This window comes from Vibrio navarrensis, assembly GCF_000764325.1.
Taxonomy (GTDB): Bacteria; Pseudomonadota; Gammaproteobacteria; order Enterobacterales; family Vibrionaceae; genus Vibrio; species Vibrio navarrensis.
The window spans coordinates 26846-53120 of the sequence record NZ_JMCG01000002.1 but is presented as its reverse complement, the minus strand read 5'-3'; the positions used below and the strand labels follow the sequence as shown (position 1 = coordinate 53120).

General features: G+C 47.7%; 25 protein-coding genes and 1 riboswitch. Of the genes, 14 read left to right on the top strand and 11 right to left on the bottom strand.

Annotated elements, in window-relative coordinates:
• Positions 1-20: 20 nt before the first annotated feature.
• Positions 21-728 (bottom strand): histidine utilization transcriptional repressor HutC, encoded by a 708-nt coding sequence (hutC, locus tag EA26_RS14645; RefSeq protein ID WP_039429420.1) that lies wholly within the window; start codon positions 726-728, stop codon positions 21-23.
• Positions 729-910: 182 nt separating this feature from the next.
• Between hutC and EA26_RS14640 the strand changes: the two genes are divergently transcribed.
• Positions 911-1654, top strand: coding sequence for a sporulation protein (locus EA26_RS14640; protein ID WP_039429417.1), 744 nt, complete (start codon positions 911-913; stop codon positions 1652-1654).
• A 9-nt stretch (positions 1655-1663) separates the two neighbouring features.
• Here the strand turns inward: EA26_RS14640 and EA26_RS14635 are convergent, their stop codons facing one another.
• The gene (locus EA26_RS14635; protein ID WP_081947159.1) at positions 1664-2644 is read right to left on the bottom strand and encodes a DUF3187 family protein; all 981 of its coding nucleotides are present in this window, start codon (positions 2642-2644) and stop codon (positions 1664-1666) included.
• A 374-nt stretch (positions 2645-3018) separates the two neighbouring features.
• Here EA26_RS14635 and thrS point away from each other — a divergent pair, with 374 nt between their 5' ends.
• From thrS to rplT, 4 genes are all read left to right on the top strand, one after another.
• On the top strand, positions 3019-4947 hold the full coding sequence (thrS, locus tag EA26_RS14630) for a threonine--tRNA ligase (RefSeq protein ID WP_039431551.1): 1929 nt from the start codon (positions 3019-3021) through the stop codon (positions 4945-4947).
• A gap of 3 nt (positions 4948-4950) precedes the next feature.
• Positions 4951-5502, top strand: a complete 552-nt coding sequence (gene infC / locus EA26_RS14625; protein WP_081946392.1) for a translation initiation factor IF-3 — start codon at positions 4951-4953, stop codon at positions 5500-5502.
• A 105-nt stretch (positions 5503-5607) separates the two neighbouring features.
• Positions 5608-5802: a 50S ribosomal protein L35 gene (rpmI, locus tag EA26_RS14620; protein WP_039429413.1), complete on the top strand. Its 195-nt coding sequence runs from the start codon at positions 5608-5610 to the stop codon at positions 5800-5802.
• Between the two features lie 42 nt (positions 5803-5844).
• Positions 5845-6198: a 50S ribosomal protein L20 gene (gene rplT, locus EA26_RS14615; RefSeq protein ID WP_004727974.1), complete on the top strand. Its 354-nt coding sequence runs from the start codon at positions 5845-5847 to the stop codon at positions 6196-6198.
• Positions 6199-6263: 65 nt separating this feature from the next.
• On the opposite strand, the gene EA26_RS14610 is transcribed toward rplT, so the two are convergent.
• The 3 genes from EA26_RS14610 to EA26_RS14600 all read right to left on the bottom strand — a co-directional run bounded on the left by EA26_RS14610 (position 6264) and on the right by EA26_RS14600 (position 9926).
• Positions 6264-7226 carry an integron integrase gene (locus EA26_RS14610; RefSeq protein WP_039431550.1) on the bottom strand — a complete coding sequence of 321 codons (963 nt, stop codon included), beginning with the start codon at positions 7224-7226 and terminating at the stop codon, positions 6264-6266.
• Positions 7227-7460: 234 nt separating this feature from the next.
• Positions 7461-8033, bottom strand: a complete 573-nt coding sequence (locus EA26_RS14605; protein ID WP_039429362.1) for a sugar O-acetyltransferase — start codon at positions 8031-8033, stop codon at positions 7461-7463.
• Positions 8034-8450: 417 nt separating this feature from the next.
• Positions 8451-9926 (bottom strand): carboxypeptidase M32, encoded by a 1476-nt coding sequence (locus EA26_RS14600; RefSeq protein WP_039429360.1) that lies wholly within the window; start codon positions 9924-9926, stop codon positions 8451-8453.
• Between the two features lie 237 nt (positions 9927-10163).
• On the opposite strand from EA26_RS14600, the gene EA26_RS14595 reads away from it, so the two are divergent.
• The gene (locus EA26_RS14595; RefSeq protein WP_039431548.1) at positions 10164-10799 is read left to right on the top strand and encodes a LysE family translocator; all 636 of its coding nucleotides are present in this window, start codon (positions 10164-10166) and stop codon (positions 10797-10799) included.
• Between the two features lie 64 nt (positions 10800-10863).
• On the opposite strand, the gene EA26_RS14590 is transcribed toward EA26_RS14595, so the two are convergent.
• Positions 10864-12240 (bottom strand): alanine/glycine:cation symporter family protein, encoded by a 1377-nt coding sequence (locus EA26_RS14590; RefSeq protein WP_039429358.1) that lies wholly within the window; start codon positions 12238-12240, stop codon positions 10864-10866.
• A gap of 135 nt (positions 12241-12375) precedes the next feature.
• A riboswitch (glycine riboswitch) is annotated at positions 12376-12475 on the bottom strand.
• Positions 12476-12805: 330 nt separating this feature from the next.
• Between EA26_RS14590 and EA26_RS22060 the strand changes: the two genes are divergently transcribed.
• Positions 12806-12964, top strand: coding sequence for a hypothetical protein (locus tag EA26_RS22060; protein WP_039429357.1), 159 nt, complete (start codon positions 12806-12808; stop codon positions 12962-12964).
• 30 nt (positions 12965-12994) lie between these two features.
• A complete protein-coding gene (locus EA26_RS14580; RefSeq protein ID WP_039429356.1) occupies positions 12995-13744 on the top strand; it encodes a chromosome partitioning protein ParA in 750 nt (249 codons plus the stop codon).
• A 52-nt stretch (positions 13745-13796) separates the two neighbouring features.
• On the opposite strand, the gene EA26_RS14575 is transcribed toward EA26_RS14580, so the two are convergent.
• The 5 genes from EA26_RS14575 to EA26_RS14555 all read right to left on the bottom strand — a co-directional run bounded on the left by EA26_RS14575 (position 13797) and on the right by EA26_RS14555 (position 18833).
• Positions 13797-14924 carry an ABC transporter permease gene (locus EA26_RS14575; RefSeq protein ID WP_039429354.1) on the bottom strand — a complete coding sequence of 376 codons (1128 nt, stop codon included), beginning with the start codon at positions 14922-14924 and terminating at the stop codon, positions 13797-13799.
• A complete protein-coding gene (locus EA26_RS14570) occupies positions 14921-16081 on the bottom strand; it encodes an ABC transporter permease (protein WP_404976593.1) in 1161 nt (386 codons plus the stop codon). Before EA26_RS14570 ends, EA26_RS14575 begins: the two co-directional genes overlap by 4 nt.
• A gap of 8 nt (positions 16082-16089) precedes the next feature.
• Positions 16090-17064 carry an HlyD family secretion protein gene (locus tag EA26_RS14565; protein ID WP_039429350.1) on the bottom strand — a complete coding sequence of 325 codons (975 nt, stop codon included), beginning with the start codon at positions 17062-17064 and terminating at the stop codon, positions 16090-16092.
• Positions 17061-18470 carry a TolC family protein gene (locus EA26_RS14560; RefSeq protein WP_039429348.1) on the bottom strand — a complete coding sequence of 470 codons (1410 nt, stop codon included), beginning with the start codon at positions 18468-18470 and terminating at the stop codon, positions 17061-17063. The genes EA26_RS14565 and EA26_RS14560 overlap by 4 nt, the downstream gene beginning before the upstream one ends.
• A 135-nt stretch (positions 18471-18605) precedes the next feature.
• Entirely contained in the window at positions 18606-18833 is a 228-nt protein-coding gene (locus EA26_RS14555) for a hypothetical protein (RefSeq protein WP_039429347.1), read from the bottom strand.
• 343 nt (positions 18834-19176) lie between these two features.
• Here EA26_RS14555 and EA26_RS14550 point away from each other — a divergent pair, with 343 nt between their 5' ends.
• From EA26_RS14550 to EA26_RS22470, 6 genes are all read left to right on the top strand, one after another.
• On the top strand, positions 19177-20796 hold the full coding sequence (locus tag EA26_RS14550; RefSeq protein ID WP_039429344.1) for an ATP-binding protein: 1620 nt from the start codon (positions 19177-19179) through the stop codon (positions 20794-20796).
• A complete protein-coding gene (locus EA26_RS14545; protein ID WP_039429342.1) occupies positions 20793-21479 on the top strand; it encodes a response regulator in 687 nt (228 codons plus the stop codon). The genes EA26_RS14550 and EA26_RS14545 overlap by 4 nt, the downstream gene beginning before the upstream one ends.
• 394 nt (positions 21480-21873) lie before the next feature.
• On the top strand, positions 21874-23376 hold the full coding sequence (gene zwf / locus EA26_RS14540) for a glucose-6-phosphate dehydrogenase (RefSeq protein ID WP_039429340.1): 1503 nt from the start codon (positions 21874-21876) through the stop codon (positions 23374-23376).
• Entirely contained in the window at positions 23373-24089 is a 717-nt protein-coding gene (gene pgl / locus EA26_RS14535) for a 6-phosphogluconolactonase (RefSeq protein WP_039429338.1), read from the top strand. Before zwf ends, pgl begins: the two co-directional genes overlap by 4 nt.
• A 36-nt stretch (positions 24090-24125) precedes the next feature.
• Positions 24126-25574 carry a decarboxylating NADP(+)-dependent phosphogluconate dehydrogenase gene (gnd, locus tag EA26_RS14530; RefSeq protein ID WP_039429335.1) on the top strand — a complete coding sequence of 483 codons (1449 nt, stop codon included), beginning with the start codon at positions 24126-24128 and terminating at the stop codon, positions 25572-25574.
• A 239-nt stretch (positions 25575-25813) separates the two neighbouring features.
• Positions 25814-25945, top strand: coding sequence for a hypothetical protein (locus EA26_RS22470; protein ID WP_264299479.1), 132 nt, complete (start codon positions 25814-25816; stop codon positions 25943-25945).
• The last annotated feature ends 330 nt before the right edge of the window (positions 25946-26275 follow it).

Below are 26275 nucleotides of genomic sequence, written 5' to 3'. Positions count from 1 at the left end.
TCGAAGTGGCAAGGTGGCGATCAAAGCAGAATTTTGGAACTTAGCTTGTAGCGGTTACCAGGGTGATAGAGCAGGGCAGTACTGACGAGTCGGTCGTCGCTCCATGTGCGTCGGTTGAGCAGCAAACAAGGTTCGCTCACTTTCATATTGAGTTCTTGGCGCACGCGCGCATCGGGAATGATCGCCTCTACCGTGTGTTCCATCGCGCTCAGTGGGCAGCTTTCCGATAAATACTGGTTCGGCGTTATCTGGGTGAAATCCTGCTGCAAGTAATTGGGCGCATAGCTGCTATTGACCCAGCGCAGCTCGAGTTGGATTGGTTCTTTGTCCTCGTAGTGGATGATCTCACTGTAAAACACTTGCGTGCCTAGCATCACGCCCAACTTAGTTGCAATTGTATCGTCCGCTTTCAAAGCTTGTTGGCGAAGCACTTTGCTGCGGTACGCTTTGCCACGATTACTCACTTCCTCGGCAATATTGCGAATATCCAGCAACGGCGATTCGGCTTTTTCCGTCGGTTCACAGACAAAAGTGCCTAAACGTGGCCGACGCTGCAGTCGCCCTTCATTGACCAAATCGCGGATTGCTTTGTTAACCGTCATGCGGCTGACGCCAAATTGCTCTGTCAGTGCCAGCTCCGTGGGGATTTTGAAGCCGATATGCCACACACCGCTGTCGATTTTCTGCACAATAAACTGTTTGATTTGCATATAAATTGGCGATGACATAAAGGTTCCTTTTAATTGACTATACAAATAGTGCGGAAAAGAGGCATAAAAAGCAACTCAAGATGACCATTTTGTGCTGTGACACATTCCTACCATTCATTTGCGCCATTTTACTTGCGACACGTTATGCGGTTGTGTAAACAGGGGCAAAGTACAAATAAATCAGCATAAAAAGGGATCTCATGTTTAAAAAACTTAAGGCGTCATTGGGAATTGGTTCAGCCAAGGTGGATACGATTCTCGACCAAATGAGTGTGTATCAAGGTGAAACACTCAAAGGCTACGTTCACATTAAGGGCGGCGATGTGGAACAGCAGATCGACGCCATCATCATCAAGCTCAATACCGAAGTCAAAGTTGAGAGCGAAGAGAGTGTCAGTTACCAAACGTTCACACTGGACAAATTGGCTGCCGTTCAGCCATTCGTAATTCAAGCGAATGAAGAAAAACAAGTGCCGTTTGAGATGAAATTGCATGACGAAACCCCGATCACCGCGGTCAATGCATTGAAAAACCAGTGCCATGTTTGGCTGGAAACGACATTAGATATTGACTTTGCCATCGATCCGCGTGACCGAGATTTCATCGAAGTCAAACCACTGCCCGTAGTGAGCAAGGTCATCGACGCTATTGTTCAGGCGGGGTTCACTATGGTGAAAGCGGACGTCGAAAAGGGGCAGTTGCGTGGACAGAGTTTTTCTTCCCGTTCCGGTTGCTATCAAGAGCTTGAGTTTCGCAGTAACGGCTTTATCGGCAGTAAAGAGATCGAACTGTCGTTTATTTTGGGCGGCCAGCGAGTCCATTGCTTGGCGGAAATTGATCGCTCATTGAGCTTTTCTGGCGATCAATATCGTTCCTTTACCCTGCCGTTATATGCGTCCGCCGCGCAAATTACTCAAGCGCTTGCTCCGACGCTCAATCTGTAATAGATAAGGTCAGCGCCCATCTTGGGCAAACAGGTACCGATATCCAAATGTAAATGCGATATCGGTACTGTTATCCATATTTCTCGCGTTTTCGATCATCATTATCTCGAACGCCGAATTGTCGAGTAAGTATCGATAACCAAGAAGCACTTCGTTAGAAGGATCGGTAAAATCGTCGGGGCCTTCTGTTGCACCTTGATAGAGGTGGTACTCCAGCAATAAGTGATGACGCTTGCTGATCGCATAGCGATAGCCAGCAGCGAATGCGAAGGTTTCACTTCGATAGAGAATGTCGGCAAGAGAAAGATCCTTATCGCTCAAGGTGATGCCGAACATGGTGTAGAGAGCGTGGTCTTGGCGATAGAAACTGTAGTTAAGCTGAATACCTTGTTCAAAACTATGTCCCTTAAATGGCCCTTGATTAACACCGTTGTAATAGAGACTGCCACCTAACGAGAGTGCATGCTGCTCGTCTTCATAGAGTTGATATTGTAAATAGGTGGAAATACCGCTCGACAGGGTTTCGCCTGTAAAGTCTTCGACTTCAATGCCATATTCGGGCATTGAAATGTAGAAGCGATGTTTATCAACCGTATCACGTCCATTTTGCTCAATACCGAACAGATCGTGAAATGCCTGAGTCAAACTGTCTAGGTGATTATCGGCGGCAAATGTCCAACGGTAGTTGATCTCCCACTGCCACAACTCATCAACTTGCCATTTAGCACCAAATTCCAGTTGGTTGTGGTAATAATCGAGCATGTAGTCGTCTGTTTCTGCCCAAACACTGGCTGCAGTGAGCGAGGTGTATGCCTCTATTGAACCTTCAGGCATGCTTGCGCCAGAACGTAGCACATTGCTCAATGCGTTCGATTGCATCGGAGATTGAGCATAACTGCGCAGCGGGCCATAGGCGTCACTAGCGTAAGTTGGCGCAGAAAAGCCGCAAACGATGGGAATAATGGATGCTAACTTCAGGTCAATATTCATATTATCTATTTGATCTTTCTAATTATTGTCATCAAGGTAACTATAGACTAAGGAAAAGCTAAGGGTAAGCAATCGTGAAAATTCATCTGTAGTAGCGTAGTGATGAATTAATGTGAGAAGTGACTGCAAGCCTACAATGCTGCAATGTAAGGTGGTATTTTCATGAAACCTTCTCAAATGAGAAACTCATTGCGATCTCAGCTTCATTGGTTAGAATGCGAGGTCAGTACTTAAGCTGGTGCATCCGTAATTGCACCAAAATTCGTACCAAATCAATTACACTCGCAATGCGTTTTTCATACCAATATGAATCTAAAGCGTATTTCTTAAAACATGTGTTGCTTGGTGTGCAACACCACTGTAAAGGAAAAAACATGCCAATTATTACTCTTCCTGACGGCAGTCAGCGTCATTTTGATAACCCAGTTTCTACTATGGAAGTTGCGCAATCGATCGGTCCTGGTCTTGCGAAAGCGACCATTGCAGGTCGTGTCAACGGTCAACGTGTGGATGCGTGCGATCTGATCGAAAGCGATACCAGTCTTGAAATCATCACCACAAAAGATGAAGTGGATGGTCTTGAGATTGTGCGCCACTCTTGTGCGCACCTTTTGGGGCACGCGCTTAAGCAGCTTTATCCAAATGCGAAAATGGCGATCGGTCCGACCATCGACAGTGGCTTTTACTACGATATTGATCTTGAAGAGTCGTTAACACAAGATGATCTAGAAAAGATCGAAGCTCGCATGAAAGATCTGGCGAAAACCAAATATCAGGTTATCAAGAAGAAAGTCAGTTGGCAGGAAGCGCGTGATACGTTTGAAGCGCGCGGCGAAACCTACAAGATGGAAATCTTGGACGAGAATGTCTCTCGTGACGATCGTCCGGGTCTGTATCATCACGAAGAATACATCGACATGTGTCGTGGTCCGCACGTCCCTAATATGGGCTTTTGCCAACACTTCACTTTGTTGAATGTGGCTGGTGCGTACTGGCGTGGTAACAGCGACAACAAGATGCTGCAACGCATTTACGGTACGGCTTTCCACGATAAGAAAGCGCTGAAAGACCACCTGACTCGCCTTGAAGAAGCGGCAAAACGCGACCACCGTAAGATCGGTAAGCAACTTGATCTATTCCACATGCAGCAAGAAGCACCGGGCATGGTGTTCTGGCATCACAACGGCTGGTCAATTTTCCGCGACTTGGAAGTGTTCATTCGCGCTAAGCTAAATGAATATGGCTATCAAGAAGTGAAAGGCCCATTGATGATGGACCGTGTATTGTGGGAGCGTTCTGGTCACTGGGACAAATACGCTGACGCGATGTTCACGACTTCTTCTGAAAACCGTGAGTATGCGATTAAGCCGATGAACTGTCCGGGTCATGTGCAGATCTTCAACCAAGGTTTGAAATCATACCGCGATCTACCACTGCGTATGGCGGAGTTTGGCTCTTGTCATCGTAACGAGCCTTCTGGCGCATTGCATGGTATCATGCGTGTTCGCGGATTTACTCAAGACGATGCGCACATTTTCTGTACAGAAGGTCAAATTCAAGAAGAAGTGACCAGTTGTATCAAGATGGTGTATGACACTTACCAAACTTTCGGTTTCGACAACATTGTTGTTAAGCTTTCTACTCGCCCGGAACAACGTGTTGGTAGCGATGAAATTTGGGATCAGTCAGAAGAAGCATTGAAACTGGCACTGGCGTCGATGGAAATTCCATACGAAATCCAAGAAGGCGAAGGGGCATTTTACGGTCCAAAAATCGAATTCACGCTGTATGACTGCCTAGATCGTGCTTGGCAATGTGGTACTGTACAACTCGACTTCAACCTGCCGTCTCGTCTTGGTGCAACTTACGTTGGTGAAAACAACGAACGCCTTATCCCGGTTATGATTCACCGTGCGATTTTGGGTTCACTTGAGCGTTTCATCGGCATTTTGATCGAAGAATACGCGGGTTTCTTCCCAACTTGGCTGGCGCCAGAGCAAGCAGTGATTATGAACATCACTGACAAACAGGCTGATTATGTTCAGGAAGTTGCTCAAAAACTACAAAAATGTGGAATTAGAGCAAAAGCGGACTTGAGAAATGAAAAGATTGGCTTTAAAATCCGCGAACACACTTTGAAGCGCGTACCATTTATGTTGGTTTGCGGCGACCAAGAAATGGAAGCTGGCGAAATCGCAGTGCGTACTCGTAAAGGTAATGATTTAGGTAAATTTAAGGTGGATGACTTCATTTCTTACATCCAAGACCAAATCAGTAGCCGTAAGCTCAATCTGGAGGAATAAACTATTAAAGGCGGAAGACGTGGCCAAGTTCCGGTCAAACAAAACCAGCACCGTTTAAACGGTGAAATTCGTGGCGTTCGTGAAGTTCGTTTAACAGGCGCTGACGGTGAATCTGTCGGCATCGTATCGATCCAAGAAGCATTAGCAGCAGCCGATGAAGCTGGTATGGATCTCGTAGAGATCAGCCCTAACGCCGAGCCACCAGTCTGTCGAGTGATGGACTATGGCAAGTTCCTCTTTGAGAAGAGCAAAGCTACTAAAGAGCAAAAGAAGAAGCAAAAACAGATTCAGATCAAGGAACTTAAATTCCGTCCTGGAACTGATATCGGAGACTACCAGGTAAAACTACGCAACCTGGTGCGTTTCCTTGAGGAAGGCAACAAAGTGAAAGTAACTATTCGCTTTCGTGGCCGCGAGATGGCTCACCAAGAGATCGGTGTTGACGTTCTGAATCGCCTGAAAGAAGACACAGTGGATTTTGCTGTTGTGGAATCTTTCCCGACGAAGATTGAAGGTCGCCAGATGATCATGGTGTTGGCCCCTAAAAAGAAGTAATTAACGGCTTTTGCAAGTAATAAATACCCGCCGTTTAACGCGGCGGTTTTTTATTCGCCCTAATTACGTTGTTTATTAAACTACTACAATGCGGAGTTATTCATCATGCCTAAGATGAAAACCAACAAAGGTGCTGCTAAGCGTTTCAAGAAAACTGCTGGTGGTTTTAAGTTCAAACACGCTACCAAACGTCACATCCTGACTAAGCGTACTACTAAGAACAAACGTCAACTACGTCCAAACTCAATTCTTCCTAAATGTGAAGTTGCGGGTATCGTTCGTTGTCTGCCATACGCTTAATTTGTTTTTAGTTTTTAATTCGTTTAGTTTAGGAGAAGCATAATGCCTCGCGTAAAACGTGGTGTACAAGCTCGTGCACGTCATAAGAAAGTTCTGAAACAAGCTAAAGGTTACTACGGTGCACGTTCTCGTGTTTACCGCGTAGCTTTCCAAGCAGTTACTAAAGCTGGTCAATACGCTTACCGTGACCGTCGCGCTAAGAAACGTCAATTCCGTCAACTATGGATTGCGCGTATCAACGCAGCATCTCGCCAAAATGGTCTATCTTACAGCCGTTTCATCAACGGTCTTAAGAAAGCTTCTATCGAGATCGATCGTAAGATCCTAGCCGACATCGCAGTATTCGACAAAGCAGCATTTGCTGTTCTAGTTGAAAAAGCGAAAGCTGCTCTTTAATTAGCAGTTTGGGTTTAAGAAAAGGAGAGCATTTGCTCTCCTTTTTTCTTATCCTTTTTGCTCATTTACAAACGAGATAACGGGCTGAGTACGCCTGATGCGCCTCTGTCGAGCACGTGAGTATAGATTTGCGTTGTTTTGACATCTGAGTGTCCTAACTGTTCTTGCACGGTACGAATGTCAGCGCCTGATTCAAGTAAGTGAGTTGCAAAACTGTGCCGCAAGGTGTGGCAAGTGATGCTCTTTGTGATCCCAGCGTCGGCTGCAGTTCTTCGCACCGCACGTTGCAAAGCGGCTTCGTTGATATGTTGCCGGCGTTGTAGGCCAGTTTCAGGATCGATGGAAAGCTTGGTTGATGGAAACAGGTAATGCCAGTTGAACTCAAACTCAGCGCCTGGGTGTTTTTTCTGTAGCGCGTTCATCATCCATACGCCCGCATAACCGGGTGTGATCATATCTTTGTGATAATATCGTCGTGCCAGTGCTTCTTGCTCTTTGAGCAGCGGGTGGAGTTCTTTAGCCAATGTCACCGTTCGATTCTTCCCGCCTTTACCTTGCCAAATACGGATCGCGCCGTAATCATAATCAATATCTTGAACTCTGAGCCTTACGCACTCCATGACCCTCAATCCTGAGCCATAGAGGAGCATTACGTGCAGTTTGTATTTGGGGTCTATGAACTGCATGAAGCGGCGCATTTCATCTTTGGTCAGTACTACAGGCAGTTTTTTATCGACCAAGGATCGCTTAAATTTCAAATCCTGATTTAGAGGTGTGCGAAAGTAATCACGGTATAAAAATTGAATCGCATTGAGAGCAAGTGCTTGTGTTTTGGCCGCGACTTTTTCTTTGACTGCCAAGTGAGTTAAAAATTGCTCTACCTGTTCGTCATTCAAGCGAGAAGGATGTTGCATCTGGTGAAAGACGATATAACGTTTGATCCAGAACAGATAGCTTTTTATGGTTTTATTGGCGTAGTACTTGGCATGCATAAACTCTTGCAGGCTAAGAAAGAACTGAGATTTCATTCGTGAAGTGTCCAGTTGACTGTTTATATAAACAGTATTGCTACCTATCCTAACCAGCAAGATGTTTTCTGAACAATTGATGAAGTTGCAAGCGATGCTGTGAAAAGTAAACTTTATCAGACAATCTTGTTGCAGCAGAAACAGCTGCATGTCGACACGTTCCAGTAAGGTATTTAGCAAGGAGCGAGCTGATGTCCTTAAACTCTCAGGAAGGCTAAGGACACCTTGATGTACTCAGCTATTTAGCTCATTCTCTGTAATCTGTTTGACCACGCGACACGGATTGCCCACAGCGACCACATTATCGGGAATGTCTTTTGTGACCACGCTACCCGCGCCAATAACACTATTGTTACCAATGTTGACTCCGGGGCAGACGATAACGCCGCCACCCAGCCAAACGTTGTTGCCTATGTGAATCGGTAAGCCAAACTCAACACCGTCCTCAACGCGGCCTTTGACGTCGATAGGATGGCCTGCGGTATAGATTTGCACATTAGGGGCAAACAAAACGTTATCCCCGATTGAGACCTCAGCTACGTCGAGAATGACACAGTTGAAGTTCGCATAGAAATTCTTACCCAATTTAATGTTTGTGCCGTAGTCGCAGCGAAAGGGCGGTTCAATATAAGCCTGATAACTGTCAGGCAATAGTTCGTCAATCGCCGCTCTCCACTCTCCGCTTAGAGGGAGGCTGTTGTTTAAGCTGTGCAAAGTTTTACGACAGGATAACCGTGCTTGTAAAAGTTCTTGATCCCCTGCATCGTATGGTTCTCCAGTGAGCATTTTTTGTTTTTCAGTTTTCATTACTTTATCCCGTTTAAAAAAGTGAATAGAACCATAGAGGAATAACACAAAATGTGACCTTAGTTGGATATGAAAAACTTGCTGAAGGCGCGTCTTCCGCCTTTGGCGATATTCTGCTCTGATACACGTTTCGCGTTATACAAAAAATGACAAGCGTGTCTTACAGGGTTCAACCGTAAGAGTGAAAGGTAGAGAGTTCGCAGATGAGCGTAAGGTTTAAGGGATTTCAAGTGGAAGTAGATATTTATCAGGTTGATGCGTTTACCAATGAACTGTTTAAGGGCAATCCACTCTAGGTGGGCGCATGGTGGTGAAGTTATCGCCTGAGGATGAATAGAAACACTCGCATAGGTCATATTTGTCATCCTCTGAAGGAGAGCGAGTTATTCTTCAGAGGATGACAATTTACAAGTTTGTTTATCCGAGATAGCGAGAAACTAAGTGACGCTTAAAGTGCTCGGAATTTAATGTCTCGCCCGTTGCCGCTTTGACCAGTTCGTCGGTGGTTAAAAGGCTACCTTTGCTCCAGATATTGCTCGACAACCAGTGGAAGATTGGCGTCAAGTCGCCAGAACGAACCACGCTGTCCACATCTACCGTCTTTCTCATTGCTGCCATAAATTGCGCCGCATACATCGCGCCCAATGTGTAACTTGGGAAATAGCCAAAGCTACCATCGGTCCAGTGAATGTCTTGCATACAGCCATTGGTGAAATTGCCAGCAGTAGAAAGTCCAAGGTAAGCTTGCATTTTTTCATGCCACAGCTCAGGGACGTCGGTGTGTTTGATGGCACCGTTCATCAGATCGCGCTCGATTTCGTAGCGTAAAATGACGTGAGCGGGGTAGGTGAGCTCATCCGCATCAACCCGAATAAAGCCTTTTTCAACGTGGGTGTAGATTTTTGACAGGTTGTCCTTGGCAAATTCCGCACCTTGGAAATGATTTGAGGCGAGACGCGATAAGTGTTCCACAAACGCTTCACTGCGGCCAAGCTGCATTTCGAAAAACAGGGACTGAGACTCGTGGATGCCCATAGAGCGAGCTTCACCAGCAGGTGTTCCTGCGAAGGCTTGAGGTAAGCCTTGCTCATAACGTGCATGACCTGTTTCGTGAACAATACCCATTAAGGACTGCACAAATTCGCTTTCGTTATAACGGGTAGTAATGCGCACATCGCTCGGTACTCCACCACAAAATGGGTGGGTGCTCTCATCCAAACGGCCATGTTCGAAGTCAAATTGCAGCAGCTTCATCACTTCTAAACCGAGTGCTTTTTGTTTTTCAGCCGGATAGTGACTATTGGGCAAAAGTATTGAACGTGATTTCTGCTTTTCGATAGCGTTATCGATGAGTGATGGAAGCCAAGTTTTTACCTCGGCAAAAAGCGCATCGAGTGACGCAGAGCTCGTGCCGGGTTCATAGAGTTCGAGCATAGCATCGTAGGGCGATGTGCCATTGGCGTCAGCACGAATTTGCGCCTCTTCTTGGGAAAGCTTAACCACTTCAGCCCAGTTTTTCTCAAAGCCAGCCCAATCGTTGTTTTTACGTTGACTGCGCCAAGCGTGCTCGCATTTTGAACCGGCAAGTGATTGAGCTTTAACTAGCGCTTCCGGGAGCAGGTTGTCTTGCTGCCAAGTACGTTTCATCTCGCGCAGCACGGCTTGTTCTTCTGTTGAGAGCGGAAGCTCTTGTGCTTGGTCAAACAAATCAGCGAGGTGTGGCTGTGTCATCAGTGAGTGGATATGAACATCGAGTTCTGCCATGGCATTGGAGCGTGCTTCAGCGCCGCCTGATGGCATCACCGCGGCTTGATCCCAGCCAATGATGGAGGAGAGATGTTGAAAATTGGACACTTTCTTTGAATGTTCGACCAGTTGTTGAAATGCGTTCATGTGACTACTCATTAATTATTGTTCTTTCCGTAAACACCTGTTTTTAAGTGCAGGGTTCCTCTTTACTTTATTCGTTTTGTTAACCAAGGGTAAACAAAACCAAGCCTATTATTCTCCACAAATGAGAACGATTGTATACAAGCGGTTGCGATTGTTCTCGCCAATGTGAAAGCGGCTTGCGTAAATCAAGAAATCAGAGTATTGATCAACGCCTGTTTCACATTTTTATTCAACAATATGGACATTCTAAACTTCGAAGCGTTTCTGCTCGCCATCACCATACTGACATTGACTCCCGGGTTAGATACCGCATTGGTGATCCGTAATACCAGTCGCGCAGGGCTTAAAGATGGCTGTATGACCAGCCTGGGTATCTGCTTTGGCCTTTTTGTGCACGCTCTTTTCTCTGCGATTGGCATTTCTGCCATCCTTGCACAATCTGCCGAGCTTTTTCAGATGGTAAAAATGATTGGTGCCGCCTATCTTATTTGGCTGGGACTCAGTAGCTTAAGAGCGCTGATGAAAAGTGGTGCAGGCATGACGGTCGCGGAAATGACTCACCAGTCATACAGTGCCAAGCGTTCGCTCAGGGAAGGGTTTCTTTCCAACGTGCTCAATCCGAAAACGGCGGTGTTTTATTTGGCGTTTTTGCCTCAGTTTGTTAACCCAGAAGGCTCTCCGCTGCTGCAATCCATGACCATGGCGGCGATTCACTTTGTGATTGCGATGGTGTGGCAATGCGGACTAGCAGGGGCGTTGAACTCGGCGAAAAATTTGCTCAAAAATGCCAGCTTCATGAAATGGATGGAAGGAGCAACAGGAACGGTTTTGGTGGTTCTGGGTATCAAATTGCTGATTGAGAAACCCGTGTGAACCCAGCGGTAGGGTGAAGTGACGTTAAAAAGCCCACGTGAGATCGTGGGCTTTTTGCTGTTGGTTATGCGTTCACTGTATCCAGCTCGTCATTGCGCGATGCGGACTGAAAAAAGAGTTTGGTCTCTTCGATGACCACGTGGCGTAGCGCGATCAAGCCGATCAAATTGGGAATGGCCATCAAACCGTTCACGATGTCGGCTAAAATCCAAATCATGTCGAGTTGCATAAACGCGCCAGAGGCGACCAGCGCTAAGAAAATCACCTTGTAGGGCAATACCGCCTTGGTGCCGAGCAAAAAGACCACACAGCGCTCGCCGTAGTAATTCCAGCCCAAGATGGTGGTAAAGGCAAAAAACATCAAACCGATTGAAACCAGAATGGGCCCCAGAGTTTCCGCATTGAGCCCAACGGCAAACGCATGGGTTGTCATCGCTGCGCCAGAGAAATCACTTTGCCATGCGCCAGTAAGGATGAGTGCCAGCCCCGTCATGGTACAAATAACGATGGTGTCGAAGAAGGTGCCAGTCATGGAGATCAAGCCCTGCTTGACACAAGAATCGGTTTTGGCCGCCGCGGCCGCCATAGGCGCACTGCCTAGGCCCGATTCGTTGGAGAAGACACCGCGCGCTATACCCGATTGGATGGCCAGCATGATACTTGCGCCAAGGAAGCCACCAGTTGCCGCCGTTGAGCTAAATGCAGAAACCAGCACCAGCTCAAGCGCGCTGAGCAGTTGATCGCCATTCATGATGATGACGCTCAGACAAGCCAGAACATAAAACAGCGCCATCGCCGGAACCACTTTGCCTGCCACGCTTGCAATTGATTTGATGCCGCCTAAAGTGACGAATGCTACCAGCAGAGTGAGCACTGACGCGGCTATTTCTCGTGACACACCCAGCGAAATTTCGCTCGCATCAAGGATGGCATTCACCTGCGGGAAGGTGCCGATACCGAAACACGCAACGCCAAGAGCGAACACAGCAAACAAAATTGCCAACGCTTTTGAGCCGACACCGTATTGCAGGTAGTACATAGGACCGCCGATCATCTGTCCTTTGTCATCCACTTTGCGATATTTCACCGCCAGTAAGCATTCTGCGTATTTGGTTGCCATGCCGAATAGCGCGGCAAGCCACATCCAAAACAGCGCACCCGGGCCACCGAGTTTAATGGCCGTGGCGACACCGACGATATTACCGGTACCAATGGTGGCGGAAAGTGCAGTGCACAGTGCAGCAAAACTGGACACATCGCCCTGTTTGTCGGTGGATTTCTCTTTACTAAAGACCATCGCTAAAGCGGTCGGTAAATGTTTGAACTGGATTAAGCCAAGAGTAAAGGTGAAGTAGATGCCCGTACCAACCAGCAGGATAAGCAGTGGTGGTCCCCAGACAAAGTTATCGATAGTTTGTAGCAATGATTGCAGGTCGTTCATGATTTCCCCTTAATAAAACAACTAATAAGGAGAAGAGGGAAAGGTAAGATCAACGATCTATTAAATAGCCAAGTAGCAGCGAGATTTTGCTAGATAGAGAGAGCCGCAAAATGCTCACATTATTGGGATGTTACTTTCCACTCCTCTGTCCTTTTGCCTGAGAGTTTCACCTTGCACATGGGCAGGGCTTGCTCCTTCGGCGACCGATTTAACGGTTCTCTCCAGAGGTTCCTCCAACTACAGTCCTCGCATCATCGTTCCAATTTCTTGAAAGATGATTGCACCTGAAAGATTTACTTCTTCGGCGGGTATGACTAACCAAATGTTAATGATTGGTTAATTACCACTCTCCTGTAGTCTTCATCGGAACAATTATCTGGGCATGCCAGATAATCTGTACGCGAATCCTAACCAAATAATTTTGTGATGTCATCCCCATATTTTTCGTTCGAATATTTATTGCTCAATCGCCAGAAAAAACTACCGAACCTTGACTTAATCTGGACGCCAAATGGCATAGAATGCTACCGTTTAGTCACATAAGTTGATGACGCAAGGAGAGGTCATGATTCGGCTGATTGTGATTGCAGTGTTAATTGTGCTGGCGTATTTCTTGCTGAGATACCGCACGAACGAAAAAATCCAAAAAGGGGTGGTGGTGACCTTGCTCGGTCTTTTCGCCATTTATACCTTGGTTTTGGTGGCTACAGAGCTGTTTAGATAATCCTATTAATCGAGATTGGAGTGAGATGTTGTGACTTCGCCAAATAATCAAGCTGATGAACAAGCTGATGAACAAGATGATGTGGTCGTCATCGAGGAACGAGACAAACGTACGTTCGTGTATATTGCGATTGCTGCTGTATTAGGCATGGCGTTTGGTGGTTTGATCGGCGCTCACTTTACGGCTCAAAAATGGCAAGAGACTTATCAAGGGCTGCAGCAGCAGTATCAAAGCCTAGCAAATGACAAAACTCAGTTGGTGGCGAGCGTTAAATCACGCGAAGCGAGTTTGGACTCTGAGGTGGACAAAAAGCTCGAAGCAGAAATCGCACTGCGACAAAAAGAGCATCAGGCGGAGCTTGAAAAGCTGCAAAATCAACTCACTGAAATGGAAAAACTGAACATCACCTTGGAAGGGCAGATCAAATCGCAAAAAGCGCAGATTGAAACCACGCAAACCGAGAACGATAAGCTCAGCCGTCAGGCCGATATGCAAAGTAATATGTTTGAGCGCTCGCGAGAACTTTTCCGCCGTGAAATGGAGATTTCTCAAGAGTTGGAGGCGCTGCAAAAAGAGCGGGAAGTGTTGGTTCCGAAGTTGGAAACACTGAAGAAAGCGTGTGAAGTGTATCTTTCCGGTAAGTCTTGGGACGCGAAATCCGATGCGTGCGATAACCAAGACGAAGCCAGTTCGCGCTTAAGTCAAGTGGATCAACTGATCGAAGTGTACAAAATGGATTTGAAGCAGATTAAATCCATTACCCAAGAGATGGGATTGTAAAGAAAACAATAAGGGCTCAAAATTGAGCCCTTATTGTTTTACTTCTTAGCAATCACGGCTGTTGGCGGCGCCACAATAGCAAGCAGGCACAAAGCCAAAACAGCACCAATCCCCACAAACTGCTCCAATGAAGGCTGACTTGTTGCCAGCTAGCCCCCATTTGATTGAGAGCGAGAAAGCCTTTTATCGCGCTGGTACTCGGGCTCAATTGGGCGACCCATAGAAGCGGCGCTGGGATCATCTCGACAGGCCAGATGAAACCAGCAAGGAAAATCAGCGGCATGGAGCTGATAAGCACCACCAGTGTGACCAGTTCACGGCGCGGAAGCAAATCACCCAGCCAATAGCCAAGCAGGCAAGAGGCAAGCAGAAACGGCAACAGCAAGCTGAGCAGTGATGATATGCTGGCCAGCGTATTGATGCCATGCATAGTAAAACTGGCACCGAAATAGTAGGCGCTGAGCAGATAATAGATAGCCACCAGTACTGCGGTTCTTACGCTGAGCAACTTCCAGCGCGGTACATGTGACCAATAACCTTGGCCATGTTTTTGTGTACCGACGATAAGTCCCGCCGCCATGATCAAAGTCTGCTGCAAAATCAGCACAAACACCGCGGGCACTACATAGTCAACGTAACCCATGGTTGGGTTAAAGGTTGGCTTGAGGTTGAGCTTTACCGCGCTGTACTGATTGGCCGCGAAAGCGAGTGGTACACCATCTATCAGCAGTTTCGAGACTTTGACCTGCGCTGCCAGCGTACCACCAGTTTGTGCCAGCCCTTCCACCACGGTGCCATACACCAGAAAGTAGGAGGCATCGCCTGCATACGACAGTGTCGGACTTTTACCCAGCAATAGGTCTTTGTAGAAATGCTCTGGGATCAACAAAATGCCGCTCACCTTTCCAGCAAGAAAAGCCGCTTTTGCCTCAGCCAACGTGCCATCGCGGCGGACGATTTTCACTTGAGGAGTCGCGTCGACCATGCGTTCGAGCCTCAAGCTGGTGGGGCTCATATCAAGGTTGACGACTGAAATCGCCTGCTCTCGTGGCGTTTGCTGCGCGTAGGGTAGTGGATAGAGAAACGAATAGAACAACACACCACCGAATACAGTCAGGGTTACCACCGGATTGGTTAGCAGCGCTTTCAACTCTGCTTTGAGTAGTTCAAGCCAGCTCATGATTTTCCCTCCGCTTTGTTAAGGTGCTTTTTCATCAGAAGGAGAGTGAGCAGGGCAGGCAGCAGATAACCCACCATCGGCGCAAGAGGTTGCAATGCGTGATAGAACTCAGCCCCATAGCTGGCTTGAGACACTTGTACTTCGATGTAATGACTCACCGGTAATAATCCACGCCAAAACTGCGCGGGCGCGCTCATGTCGGTAACCGGGAAGGTAATGCCCATAAAGGCAAAACTGGGCGCGGTAAATGCGCCGGCAAAACTCATCGCTCGGGCGGCATCAAGCGTCATAGAAAAAAAGAAAGCGCCCATGATCATGCATGCTAATACGGTGAAAAGCTGCGCAATCACAATGGGCAAAAAGTGGCCGTGAAAAGGCCAGTCAAGGATGAAGTAGAACCAGCACAGAAAAGCCAAACCATGCAGCATAAAGATAGGCAGATAGCAGCTCAGAGTGCGGAAAAGGGTGAGTAGAATGTTATCACCAAGCCAGATCTCCAGTTTTTCAGGGGATCGCGCATAGACTCGTAAATTTGCCGCCAGAATTAAAATCGTGCACACCACCATCATAATTTGCCAGATAGCGGGTACCACCGCTGAAACCAAAAACTGCGCGTAGTTGGTATTTTGGTTAAACAGCGGAGAGATTTGCGTGGTAATGGTCACGGCGCTCCCCATGGCGCTCGCAGTGGTTTGGTTACCATGACTGAGGCTTTTGACCGTTTCTAATGCGGCGTTAAAGTGCCCTTGCGCTTGCACAATGGCAGAGTTGACTAAGCGGCCAGTCAGTATGTATTGACTGTTGTAAAACGCCGAAATCTGCGGAGGCTGCTTGAGATAAATATCGCGATCAAAATGGTCGGGGATGATCACGTAAGCGTATATCTCACCACGAATCAGGGCGTCTTTGGCGGCGGTAACGTCTGAGTATGCTCTCTCTGTGCTGAGTGTGGGCGAAGCATCCAGCATTTGCACCAGCTTGCGTGATAATGTGCTGTGTGACTGATCAACAATGCCAATTGGCAAATCACGAGCGATCCCAGCGGAAAATACGCCCCAAATCATTAAGGCAATTAGCAGTGGGATCCAAGTCAAGCACGACAAAAGCCATTTGTCGTGCCGCAGCACATGCAGTTGCGCGTAGATAGCGTTCATCATAAGGCCAATTACAGCTCAACCACCAAACTCATGCCCATGCGCAGAGCAGAAATGGGCTCCACAGGACGAGCTTCGACTTCGAAAGTACGTAAGTCGAAACCTTGTGAGGCATCGGTCGCCCGCCAAGTGGCAAAATCGCCCATCACCGCAATATGAGTGACGCGAAACTGCACGTTTTTATCCAGAGCAGGTAAATAAGCGCTGAAGGTCTCACCTTTTTGAAAGTGTTTTAACAAATCTTCTCTCACGTTAAGCACGGCCCAAGCATCATGGGTATCAATCACGGTCACGACAGGGAAGCCTTGAGGCGCTAACTCGCCACTTTGTAGCAAAACCTGAGACACTTCACCGTCAAACCAACTCTCAATACGGGTATCACTCGCGTAAGCTTCCACTTCCGCAACGGCTCCTGCCGCCATGCGCGCCTTTTCTGCCGCCGCGAGTTTGGTCTCATCGCGCGCGCCTTCTTTGGCGAGCTCATACATTTGGAATGCCGCGCTTTCGGTGTATTTGGCGGCTTGCCATTGGGTCATCGCTTCGTCACGCTTTTGTTCTGCGACCACGCCATCCTTGTACAGATTGTTGACGCGCTGGTAAGTCTTCTCCATTAAATCGGCGGCCGCTTTCGCTTTAAGCCACTGATCTTTGGCTACTTGAATTTGCTGCGCGCGAGCGCCTTTTTCCGCTTCTTGCGCCAGTGCTCCGGCGGCTTTTTCTCCCGCTTTGGCTTGCTCTAGCTTTGCCTCGATCTCTGGGCTATGCAAGGTAAACACCAATTGCCCTTTGCTCACCGTATCGCCTTTGCGGACCAAAACTTGGTCAATGCGTCCCGGCACTTTGGAGGAGATACTGTATTGCTGCGCTTCAATCATTCCCTGTAAACGTACCGGCTTTGGCTGATATGCTTGGTAAAACTGGTATCCGATCCAGCTCACCGCACCCACAGCGCAGAGAGAAAGCAGAATAGGTTTGAGCGATTTCATAGTGATTCCTTTTGAGTGGGTGCGTAGGCGCTAGCTTGATATTGAGCAAAGCTATTCATTTCACTGCTCAGAGCCAGCAGCTTATTGAGTGAGATGAGATAGCGAAAGCGGGCGGCGGATTGCTGCGTTTCAATACTGGCCAAGTACAATTGTGCATCGACCACTTCCAGTGAGTTCGAAAGCCCTTGATTAAAGGCTTTTTCCCGCAAATCGAGGTTCTCTTTGGCAAGGCGAATACTCGACTCCAAACCGATCACTTCATCCACCGCTTGCTGCGCTTCAAGATAGGTTTTTTGTACCAGCACCGACAGATCTTCTCGCGCTTGCGCCTTGAGTGAATGTACTTGCGAGACCATGCTGCTGGCGGCTTTGACTTTTTCGCTGCGCCCAGATGTGTCAATCAATGGGACATTTACCCCAACACCGACCAACCAGTCCGGTTTCATTTCGCTGGCGAGTGAATCATCTTCATACAGACTGTAGTCGCCATAGAGATAGACTTGTGGATAGTATTTGCCCTTTTCTGCTTTGATCAGAGCGCTGGCTTGCTGCTCTTTGGCGTCCAACAATGAAAGGCCCGGATAAGTGGCGAGAGTCTGCTCAGTGAACGCAGAGAGAGGCGGCAAGTTATGGTTGATAAACAACCCTTCGGCAGGTTCGACCAAGCTTGACTGAGCCAAAATTTTGCTCAGCGCTGACTGCGCGATCTCAAGATTACTTTGCGCTTTGCGCGTTTCTACTTTGGCTTTATCCAACGAGGCTTCGGCTTGTAAACGCTCGACATGGGCGATCTGCCCTTGTTTTTCCAGTTTGATGGCGAAATCGCGGTGCTGAGTCAGCCCTTTTTCGACCGCTTGGCGCGTTTGCAACACCTCTTTGGCGAGTACCACGGAGAAGTAGTACTTGCTGAGATCTTCGTAGCGTGCTTGCGTTTCCATTTTAAGCTGGCTGCGCGCTTCCTCGGTTTTGCCTTGTGCCGCCGCTTGTGCAGCGCTAATGCGCCCGCCGGTGAAAATGGGCCAAATAGCGCGGATAGATGAGCTAAAGAGATCTTTTTCTGCGATGGTGGTTTCTATCCCGCTCAATACTGGCATAAGCGCTTGCAGTATTAGCCCTGTTGACGCAGGCATCGTGGTATTGGACATTAACTGCTCGCCACTGAGCGTGACATCAGTATCAAGGCGGGTGTAATTCGCGCCGACGCTCACCGAAGGCCAGTCCAAACTGCGAGTAGCACTTTGCAGGTGCTCTTGGCTGGCAACGTTAGCTCGCTGCGCTGCAAGCGAGTGGTTGTTATCTTGTAGCAACTGCCAAGCTTGCTGAAAGGTAATCGGCGCGGCCTGACAAGTGTATGAGAGAGAGCTGGAGAGTAGCCCAATCATTAGTAACTGATGAGTTCTTTTCATGATAGCGTTATCAAAATAGAGCAATGACTCTAATATATAGGAATTGTCTTTTTCTGTTAAGTGTAACGTTGATTAAGTCGGCGGAAATAAAAAGCACAGCGCATCGGCTGTGCTTCCTCATAAAAGGTGAGCTGGTTATTTTAATGAAGGGCAAAAGAACTCGGCTCGCCATTCAAGCTGCTTGGAGTCTTGCATGGTTTGCAGCAGATCGCGCCCGCTCATTTGCGGGAAAGCAAGCAAAACTTTGAGCTCGCTCGAACCGTATCCCTCTTTTTCGTAAGCCCTGACGTGTGTAAAAGTTGAATGCATATTTCTCGACAGCATCGCCTTGTTAAGGCAAATTCCAAAGGTATCTCTTTCCATCTTGATCGTTCCTTATCAATTGATACCACCTTGTGCTTATTATTGTCGTTATGTTAGGTAGATTGTCACTCTAGACTTTATGAAGTATACGTTTGGCTGGTTAAAAAATCCTCAAAAATTCCTAAAATTGAGATGATCTAGATCAACTAAAATCAAACTTCATATGTAACATGTTGATTATTTATTTTTATGTGGTTTTAGTTTGAGTGAAACAGACCTAAAAGCATGCTAAAAAATCTGTCGACATTTTCCATTCCCGTCTCACACTTCCAAGCGCTACTCTGCACTTAAGTGTTAGATAAGTGTTAACTTATCGCAAATGAGATAGCGATTGGAGAGCGGGATGAAGTGGCAGAGTGTCAGTTTTCGGCAACGAATGTTGGTGATTATGACGTTGTCAGGGCTGATTGAACTGCTGATTCTGGTCGCCGCTGGTTTTGCCTATCTTAAACACGCTCAAGAAGAGGAAATGGGACAAAAAGCGTTAGGCGTTGCGCGATTTTTGGCCAGCTCTCCCATTGTGATTGAGCTGATAGAACAGCGCGATAACGTGACCCATCAAGCCCGCTTTCGTGAACTTACCGATGCGCTTGGTGCTGCTTTTATTGTCGTTGGCGATGAGCAAGGTTTGCGTCTCATCCATCCGCTTGATTCTCGCCTAGGTTTGCCAATGAGTGGTGGCGACAACGAGCGAGCGCTCAAAGAGGGTGAAGCTTATATCTCTACAGCAAAAGGCTCGCTTGGCTATTCGGTGCGCGGCAAAGCCGCTGTGTTCAATGCACAAGGAAAAGTGATTGGCGTCGTTTCCGTTGGCTATCTGCTTGAGAGATTGCAAGATCGCATTGAGCCATTTATCTGGTTTTTGATCGCGATGACGGTTTTAGTGGTTGCCGCTAACGCACTGGTGTCCAATTACGCTGCGCGCAAGTTCCAAAAAGCGATCTTAGGTTTTGAGCCAGAAGAGATTGGCCGATTGTACAGCGAGTTGGATGTGACTATGAGCACCATCAAAGAGGGGATCCTCAGTATTGACGCCAACGGTGTGCTGCGTTCGATTAACCGCAGTGCAGCGCAGATCCTTGGGCTTGATCCAGCCTTGGCACTCAATCGCCCTCTGGCCGATTCTTTGCCAAGCAGCGATCTCTATCGCGTGCTGGAGACCGGACAAGAAGATCACGATATTGAGCTCTATCTTAATCACAAACATTTGATCGCTAACCGCACGCCCGTTTTGGTTGATGGAAAGGTTGTTGGCGCGGTATCGAGTTTTCGTCTGCGCGATGAGATCAGTGAACTGACTGAGCAGCTATCGCAAACTAAGGAGTACGCGGATCTGCTGCGCTCTCAGACGCATGAACATCGCAATAAACTCAATACCATAAGCGGTTTGGTGCAAATGGGGGAGCTGGACGCGGTGCAACAACTGATTGGTCAGGAAACGGAACATTATCAAGGTCTCATTGAATTTCTGCGTGACACGATTAAAGATCCGTTGGTCGCGGGGATGCTGCTTGGTAAAACGGAACGCGCAAGAGAACTTGGCCTCGAACTCAGTGTAGAAGAGGGCACTCGCTTGGAACCACTACCGGACGGGGTCAACGCGGAAGACATTACCACCATATTAGGCAATTTGATTGATAATGCCTTTGACGCCACCATGAGTGGTATTGCTCATCAACAACCGTTTGCCAAATCGAGAAGGAATATTGAAGTCTCAGTGAGCGATTACGGCACTGAAATCATCTTGGAAGTGACCGATCAAGGTTGCGGGCTACCCGAAGGTTATTTACCACAGCAACTGGTTGAAAAAGGGGTGTCAAGCAAAGCCAAAGCCAACCGTGGTGTCGGGCTTTATTTAGTCAGCCAATTAGCCCAGCGTTATGGTGGCCACATCGAAATGAGTCCAAATAAGCAATACGGAACACGAATGACCGTTTACATACCCAAGGAAGAGCAGCAATGAGTGCCAATAGCCGAGTGATGATAATCGAAGATGACCTAGCGATTGCGCAATTACATCATAACTATTTGCAGCAGTTGAATGGTTTTGAGGTGATAGCCATCGCCACGACATCGGCAGAAGCACAACTGCAGTTGACACTGTTGGAACCCGACTTGGTTTTGCTCGATGTCTATCTGCCCGATGGCAGTGGTCTGGACATTTTAAACCAAATCCGTGGCAGTAACCGCCATTGTGATGTGATTCTGATCACCGCCGCGCGCGATGTAGAGACGCTGCAAACGGCGATGCGTGGTGGCGTGGTCGATTATTTGCTCAAACCGGTGATGTTTGTGCGCCTTGAAGCCGCGCTCAACAAGTATCGCGCGCAGCGAGAGCAACTTGGCCACGTGTCTGCGGATCTCAATCAGGGGCTGGTGGACAAGATGTTACAGTCAGGCAGTGTCCAGGAAAAAGCAGGCCATTTGCCCAAAGGAATTGATGGTGTCACGCTCGACAAAATACGCGCACTCTTTCAGCAAGAAGAGAGCTATACCGCCGATGAAGCGGGGGAGAAGATGGGTGCCAGTCGCACCACCGCAAGGCGCTACTTGGAATATTTGATTGCTGCGGGCGAGCTGCAAGCCGATCTCAGCTACGGTACAGTGGGGCGGCCAGAGCGCTGTTATAAAAGAGTGCTGAGATAAAATAACTCAATTAGTCCCATAGCGGGTACTGATAGTGGTCTATTTTGTGGCGAAAATTTGCGCAAAAACAGCGTAATGCAACCACAAAAAATAGGGCTAACTGGTCTAATCAGTAAAAAATCAAATATCACTTTTGATACAAATAGTTATCTTGAAATCGCGTCATTATTTAAACGATTGCACTTTCAACTATTGATGTATGTCAAAGAGTCGTAGACAATACGCCCCCGTGTCGGGCAAATCATTCTTATTACCAACCCACACACTCTAGGTTTTGCCTATCGCTGATATAGGCAAGATCAACTATCAATTTTTTAGTGTCATTGATAGGGTTGGCTCATCCTTTAAGCCGTATCCAGGCACAAATAAGTACCTCGTTTTTAAGGGAAAGATGATGGTAATACCAGAAAACAGCAGCATCGTGATTTTTGGTGCTTCGGGTGACTTGACCTACCGCAAGTTGATTCCTGCCTTATACCACCTCTATGCAAGTAAGCAGCTTCCAGAAAACTTCGCCATTCTGGGTGTCAGCCGAACAGAGTACAGTGATGAGTCCTACCGCGAAAAGCTCAAGAATTCGCTTCAGGAAATGGAAAAAACAGAGCCAGCAACGCTGGATGCCTTCATTAACCATTTGCATTATCAAGCAATCAATACCTCAGATACTGCAGATTATGCCAATTTAGTGACTCGCTTGAACGAGTTGGCGCTACAGTATCAGTTTGAACAGCGCAATACGTTGTTCTACATGGCGACGCCACCAAGCCTTTACAGTGTGATTCCAGCGAGCCTAGCTCACCATGGCTTGAACAACGAAGACGATGGTTGGAAGCGACTGATCATCGAAAAACCTTTTGGTTACGATCTGGCCTCTGCCAAACAACTGGATAAAGACATTCACGAGTGTTTCCAAGAGCATCAAATCTACCGTATCGACCATTATCTGGGCAAAGAAACGGTGCAGAATTTGTTGGTGTTTCGTTTCTCCAACGCGATGTTTGAACCGCTATGGAATCGCAATTTCATCGATTACGTAGAAATCACTGGCGCAGAATTCCTCGGTGTTGAAGAGCGTGGCGGTTACTACGACGGTTCTGGTGCGGTGCGCGATATGTTCCAAAACCATCTTCTGCAAGTGTTGGCGATGGTGGGCATGGAACCACCGGCGCAGATCAACGCGGACTCTATGCGTGATGAAGTGGTAAAAGTGCTGCAATGCCTCAAACCGTTGGATGAGCACGATCTGCGTAACAACCTTGTGCTAGGGCAATACACCGCCTCTGATGTGCGTGGACAACACCTTCCCGGTTACCGCGAAGAGCATGGTGTTGCCGAAGATTCGCGTACCGAAACTTATGTTGGCCTTAAAGCTTACATTAACAACTGGCGTTGGAATGGTGTGCCTTTTTATGTGCGTACCGGTAAACGTCTACCAACACGCGTCACAGAAGTGGTCATCCACTTTAAACGCACGCCGCATCCTGTATTTGGGCAAAATGCGCCTGAAAACAAGCTCATCATTCGTATTCAGCCCGATGAAGGCATCCAGATGAGTTTTGGCTTGAAGCAGCCAGGTGCCGGTTTCCATGCCAAAGAAGTGAAAATGAATTTCCATTACACCTCACTTCAAGAAACACAAATGCTGACCGCGTATGAACGTCTACTATTAGATGCGCTCAATGGCGACGCGACACTGTTTGCACGTAGTGATGCAGTGGAAGCGTGTTGGAAATATGTCCAGCCGATCCTTGATTTCAAACAAGATCCGCAAGCTTTGTTTGGCTACGCCTGTGGCACTTGGGGACCAAAAGAATCGGACGATCTGCTCCAGCGCGATGATCGCGCATGGCGCTTCCCATGCAAAAACCTAACTGACACGGATTACTGCGAACTATGATCAATCATAAGATTTTTAATACCGCAGAGCAGGTAGTTGAAAGCCTCGCGAACGATATGAAAGCGTTTAGCGAAATGGGCCGCCCTGTTCATATTTCTCTTTCTGGTGGCAGTACGCCCAAAATGTTGTTCAAGCTACTAGCGTCCGATGCATACGCAACGGCGATTCAATGGCAGAATCTACACTTTTGGTGGGGGGATGAACGATGTGTGGCGCCGGATGATGCAGAAAGTAACTACGGCGAAGCCAATGCGCTTTTGTTTAGCCAAGTTGCCTTGCCTACCGAGAACATCCACCGTATTCGTGGTGAAGATGAGCCTCAAATGGAAGCGGAACGTTTCGCGAAAGAAATGCTGGCGTTGATCCCGACCGAAAATGGTACACCCGTGTTTGATTGGATCTTGCTCGGTGTTGGCGCCGATGGTCACACCGCTTCGCTCTTTCCTGGTCAAACAAACTACGACGAAGAAAAACTCGCCATTTTAGCAAGCCATCCTGAATCTGGTCAGATTCGTGTATCTAAAAGTGCACGCGTGCTTGAGGCAGCGAAACGTATCAGTTACCTCGTTTTGGGCGCTGGTAAAGCAGATATCGTGGATGAGATTAACCGCTCACCCGCAGAAATTCTTCCATATCCGGCAGCCAAGATTCAGTCTCATCAGGGGCTGACGGAATGGTATTTAGATTTAGACGCAGCGGCGAAAATCGTGTGATCGCGATAGCCAAGTAAAATTTATTGGAGAGAAAAAATGAAAGGTGATATCGGTGTAATTGGCCTAGCAGTTATGGGTCAAAACCTTATCCTCAACATGAATGACCACGGTTTTAAAGTGGTGGCGCACAACCGTACTGCGGCCAAAGTAGACGAGTTCCTAGAAGGCCCGGCCAAAGGTACCAACATCGTTGGTGCTTACACGCTGCAAGAGCTGGTGGACAAACTGGAAGCACCACGTAAAGTCATGCTGATGGTTCGTGCTGGTGCGGTGGTTGATGCGTTCATCGACCAACTAGTTCCTCTACTGGATAAAGGCGACATCATCATCGACGGTGGTAACACTAACTACCCAGACACTAACCGCCGCGTTGCAGCACTGCGTGAAAAAGGCATCCACTTCATCGGTACTGGCGTATCAGGCGGTGAAGAAGGCGCTCGTTTCGGACCATCTATCATGCCAGGTGGCGCACCAGAGGCTTGGGCAGCAGTGAAACCTATCTTCCAAGCGATCTCGGCAAAAACGGATGCTGGCGAGCCTTGCTGTGACTGGGTTGGCAACGATGGTGCTGGCCACTTCGTGAAAATGGTTCACAACGGTATCGAATACGGCGACATGCAGCTGATCACTGAAGCTTACCAGTTCATGAAAGATGGCCTGGGCATGACTGCTGACGAAATGCAGGCAGTGTTCGCTGACTGGAACGAAACTGAGCTGAATAGCTACCTAGTAGAAATCACGGCTGACATCCTTGGCTACAAAGATGAAGACGGTGAAGCACTGGTTGAGAAGATCCTGGATACTGCAGGCCAGAAAGGTACCGGTAAATGGACAGGTATCAACGCTCTGGACCTAGGCATTCCGCTGACGCTGATCTCTGAATCTGTCTTTGCGCGCTGTTTGTCTGCACTGAAAGACCAACGTGTTGAAGCGGAAAAACTGTTTGGCAAAACCATCACTCCGGTTGAAGGTGACAAACAAGAGTGGGTTGATGCACTGCGTCAAGCGCTGCTGGCATCAAAAATCATCTCTTACGCACAAGGCTTTATGCTGATGCGTGAAGCGTCAAACGAAAACGGCTGGGATCTGAACTACGGTAACGTAGCGCTGATGTGGCGCGGTGGTTGTATCATCCGTTCTGCATTCCTGGGCAACATCCGTGACGCGTTCGAAGCGAACCCAGACCTAGCATTCCTGGGTTCTGACGATTACTTCAAAAACATCCTAACGGGTAGCCTAGCAGCATGGCGTAAAGTGGCAGCGAAATCTCTGGAAGCCGGTATTCCAATGCCATGTACCACATCTGCCCTGACCTTCCTGGACGGTTACACCACTGCTCGTCTGCCAGCGAACCTGCTGCAGGCACAACGTGACTACTTCGGCGCGCACACGTATGAGCGTACTGATCGTGCACGTGGTGAGTTCTTCCACACCAACTGGACAGGTACAGGTGGTGATACTGCGTCAACCACTTACGACGTATAATCCAGATCTGTAATACGCTAAAAGAGATGCCCAAGTGGCATCTCTTTGTTTTCGTGTCTAAGCAGAGTCGAACAAAAATTCTACGCCTTTCACCTCATCCTATAAATTTTATTCCATGGAGGATGACGCTGTTTTAGGCATCCACTATTTTTATGCTGCCACAGGGATCAATGGTTTTTCATGTGGTATCAACAATTAGCTACCGGGAAGGTGAATTTAACTAGTTCGAGGTTCTTAAGATGACTATTAATAAATACTTTGTTTTCGTTCCACAAGATGTAGAACAAGAAATAGAAAATCAATTGGTATCAGATCAGGAAGCTCAACGTCAGGCATTAGTAAAACAAGCCCAGCAGGAAGGCGGCTTGTAACGCTAGGTTTCATGGCAAAGAATGCATAGATGCATTCACTCTGCTGACAAAGGTCTAGCATCCAAGCTAGGCCTTTGATAAAGCCACAATCTTGTTATTCTTCACAGCCTAAAGATTATACGCATTGTTTGGCGACAGGTCTCCTCAAGCTAATATCGAGAGAACCACCAACTAGACAACGTTTCGCAGTCTAATTTTCGATGTGAGCAATCCTCCAACACTAACAGATTGTTCTAGATAGTTTTATTTTTTTTCTATACGATTGTTTTCATACAAACACGACACTTCAATGGTAGATTGTGAGATATTTTGTAGTTTAGAAAGCGTTAG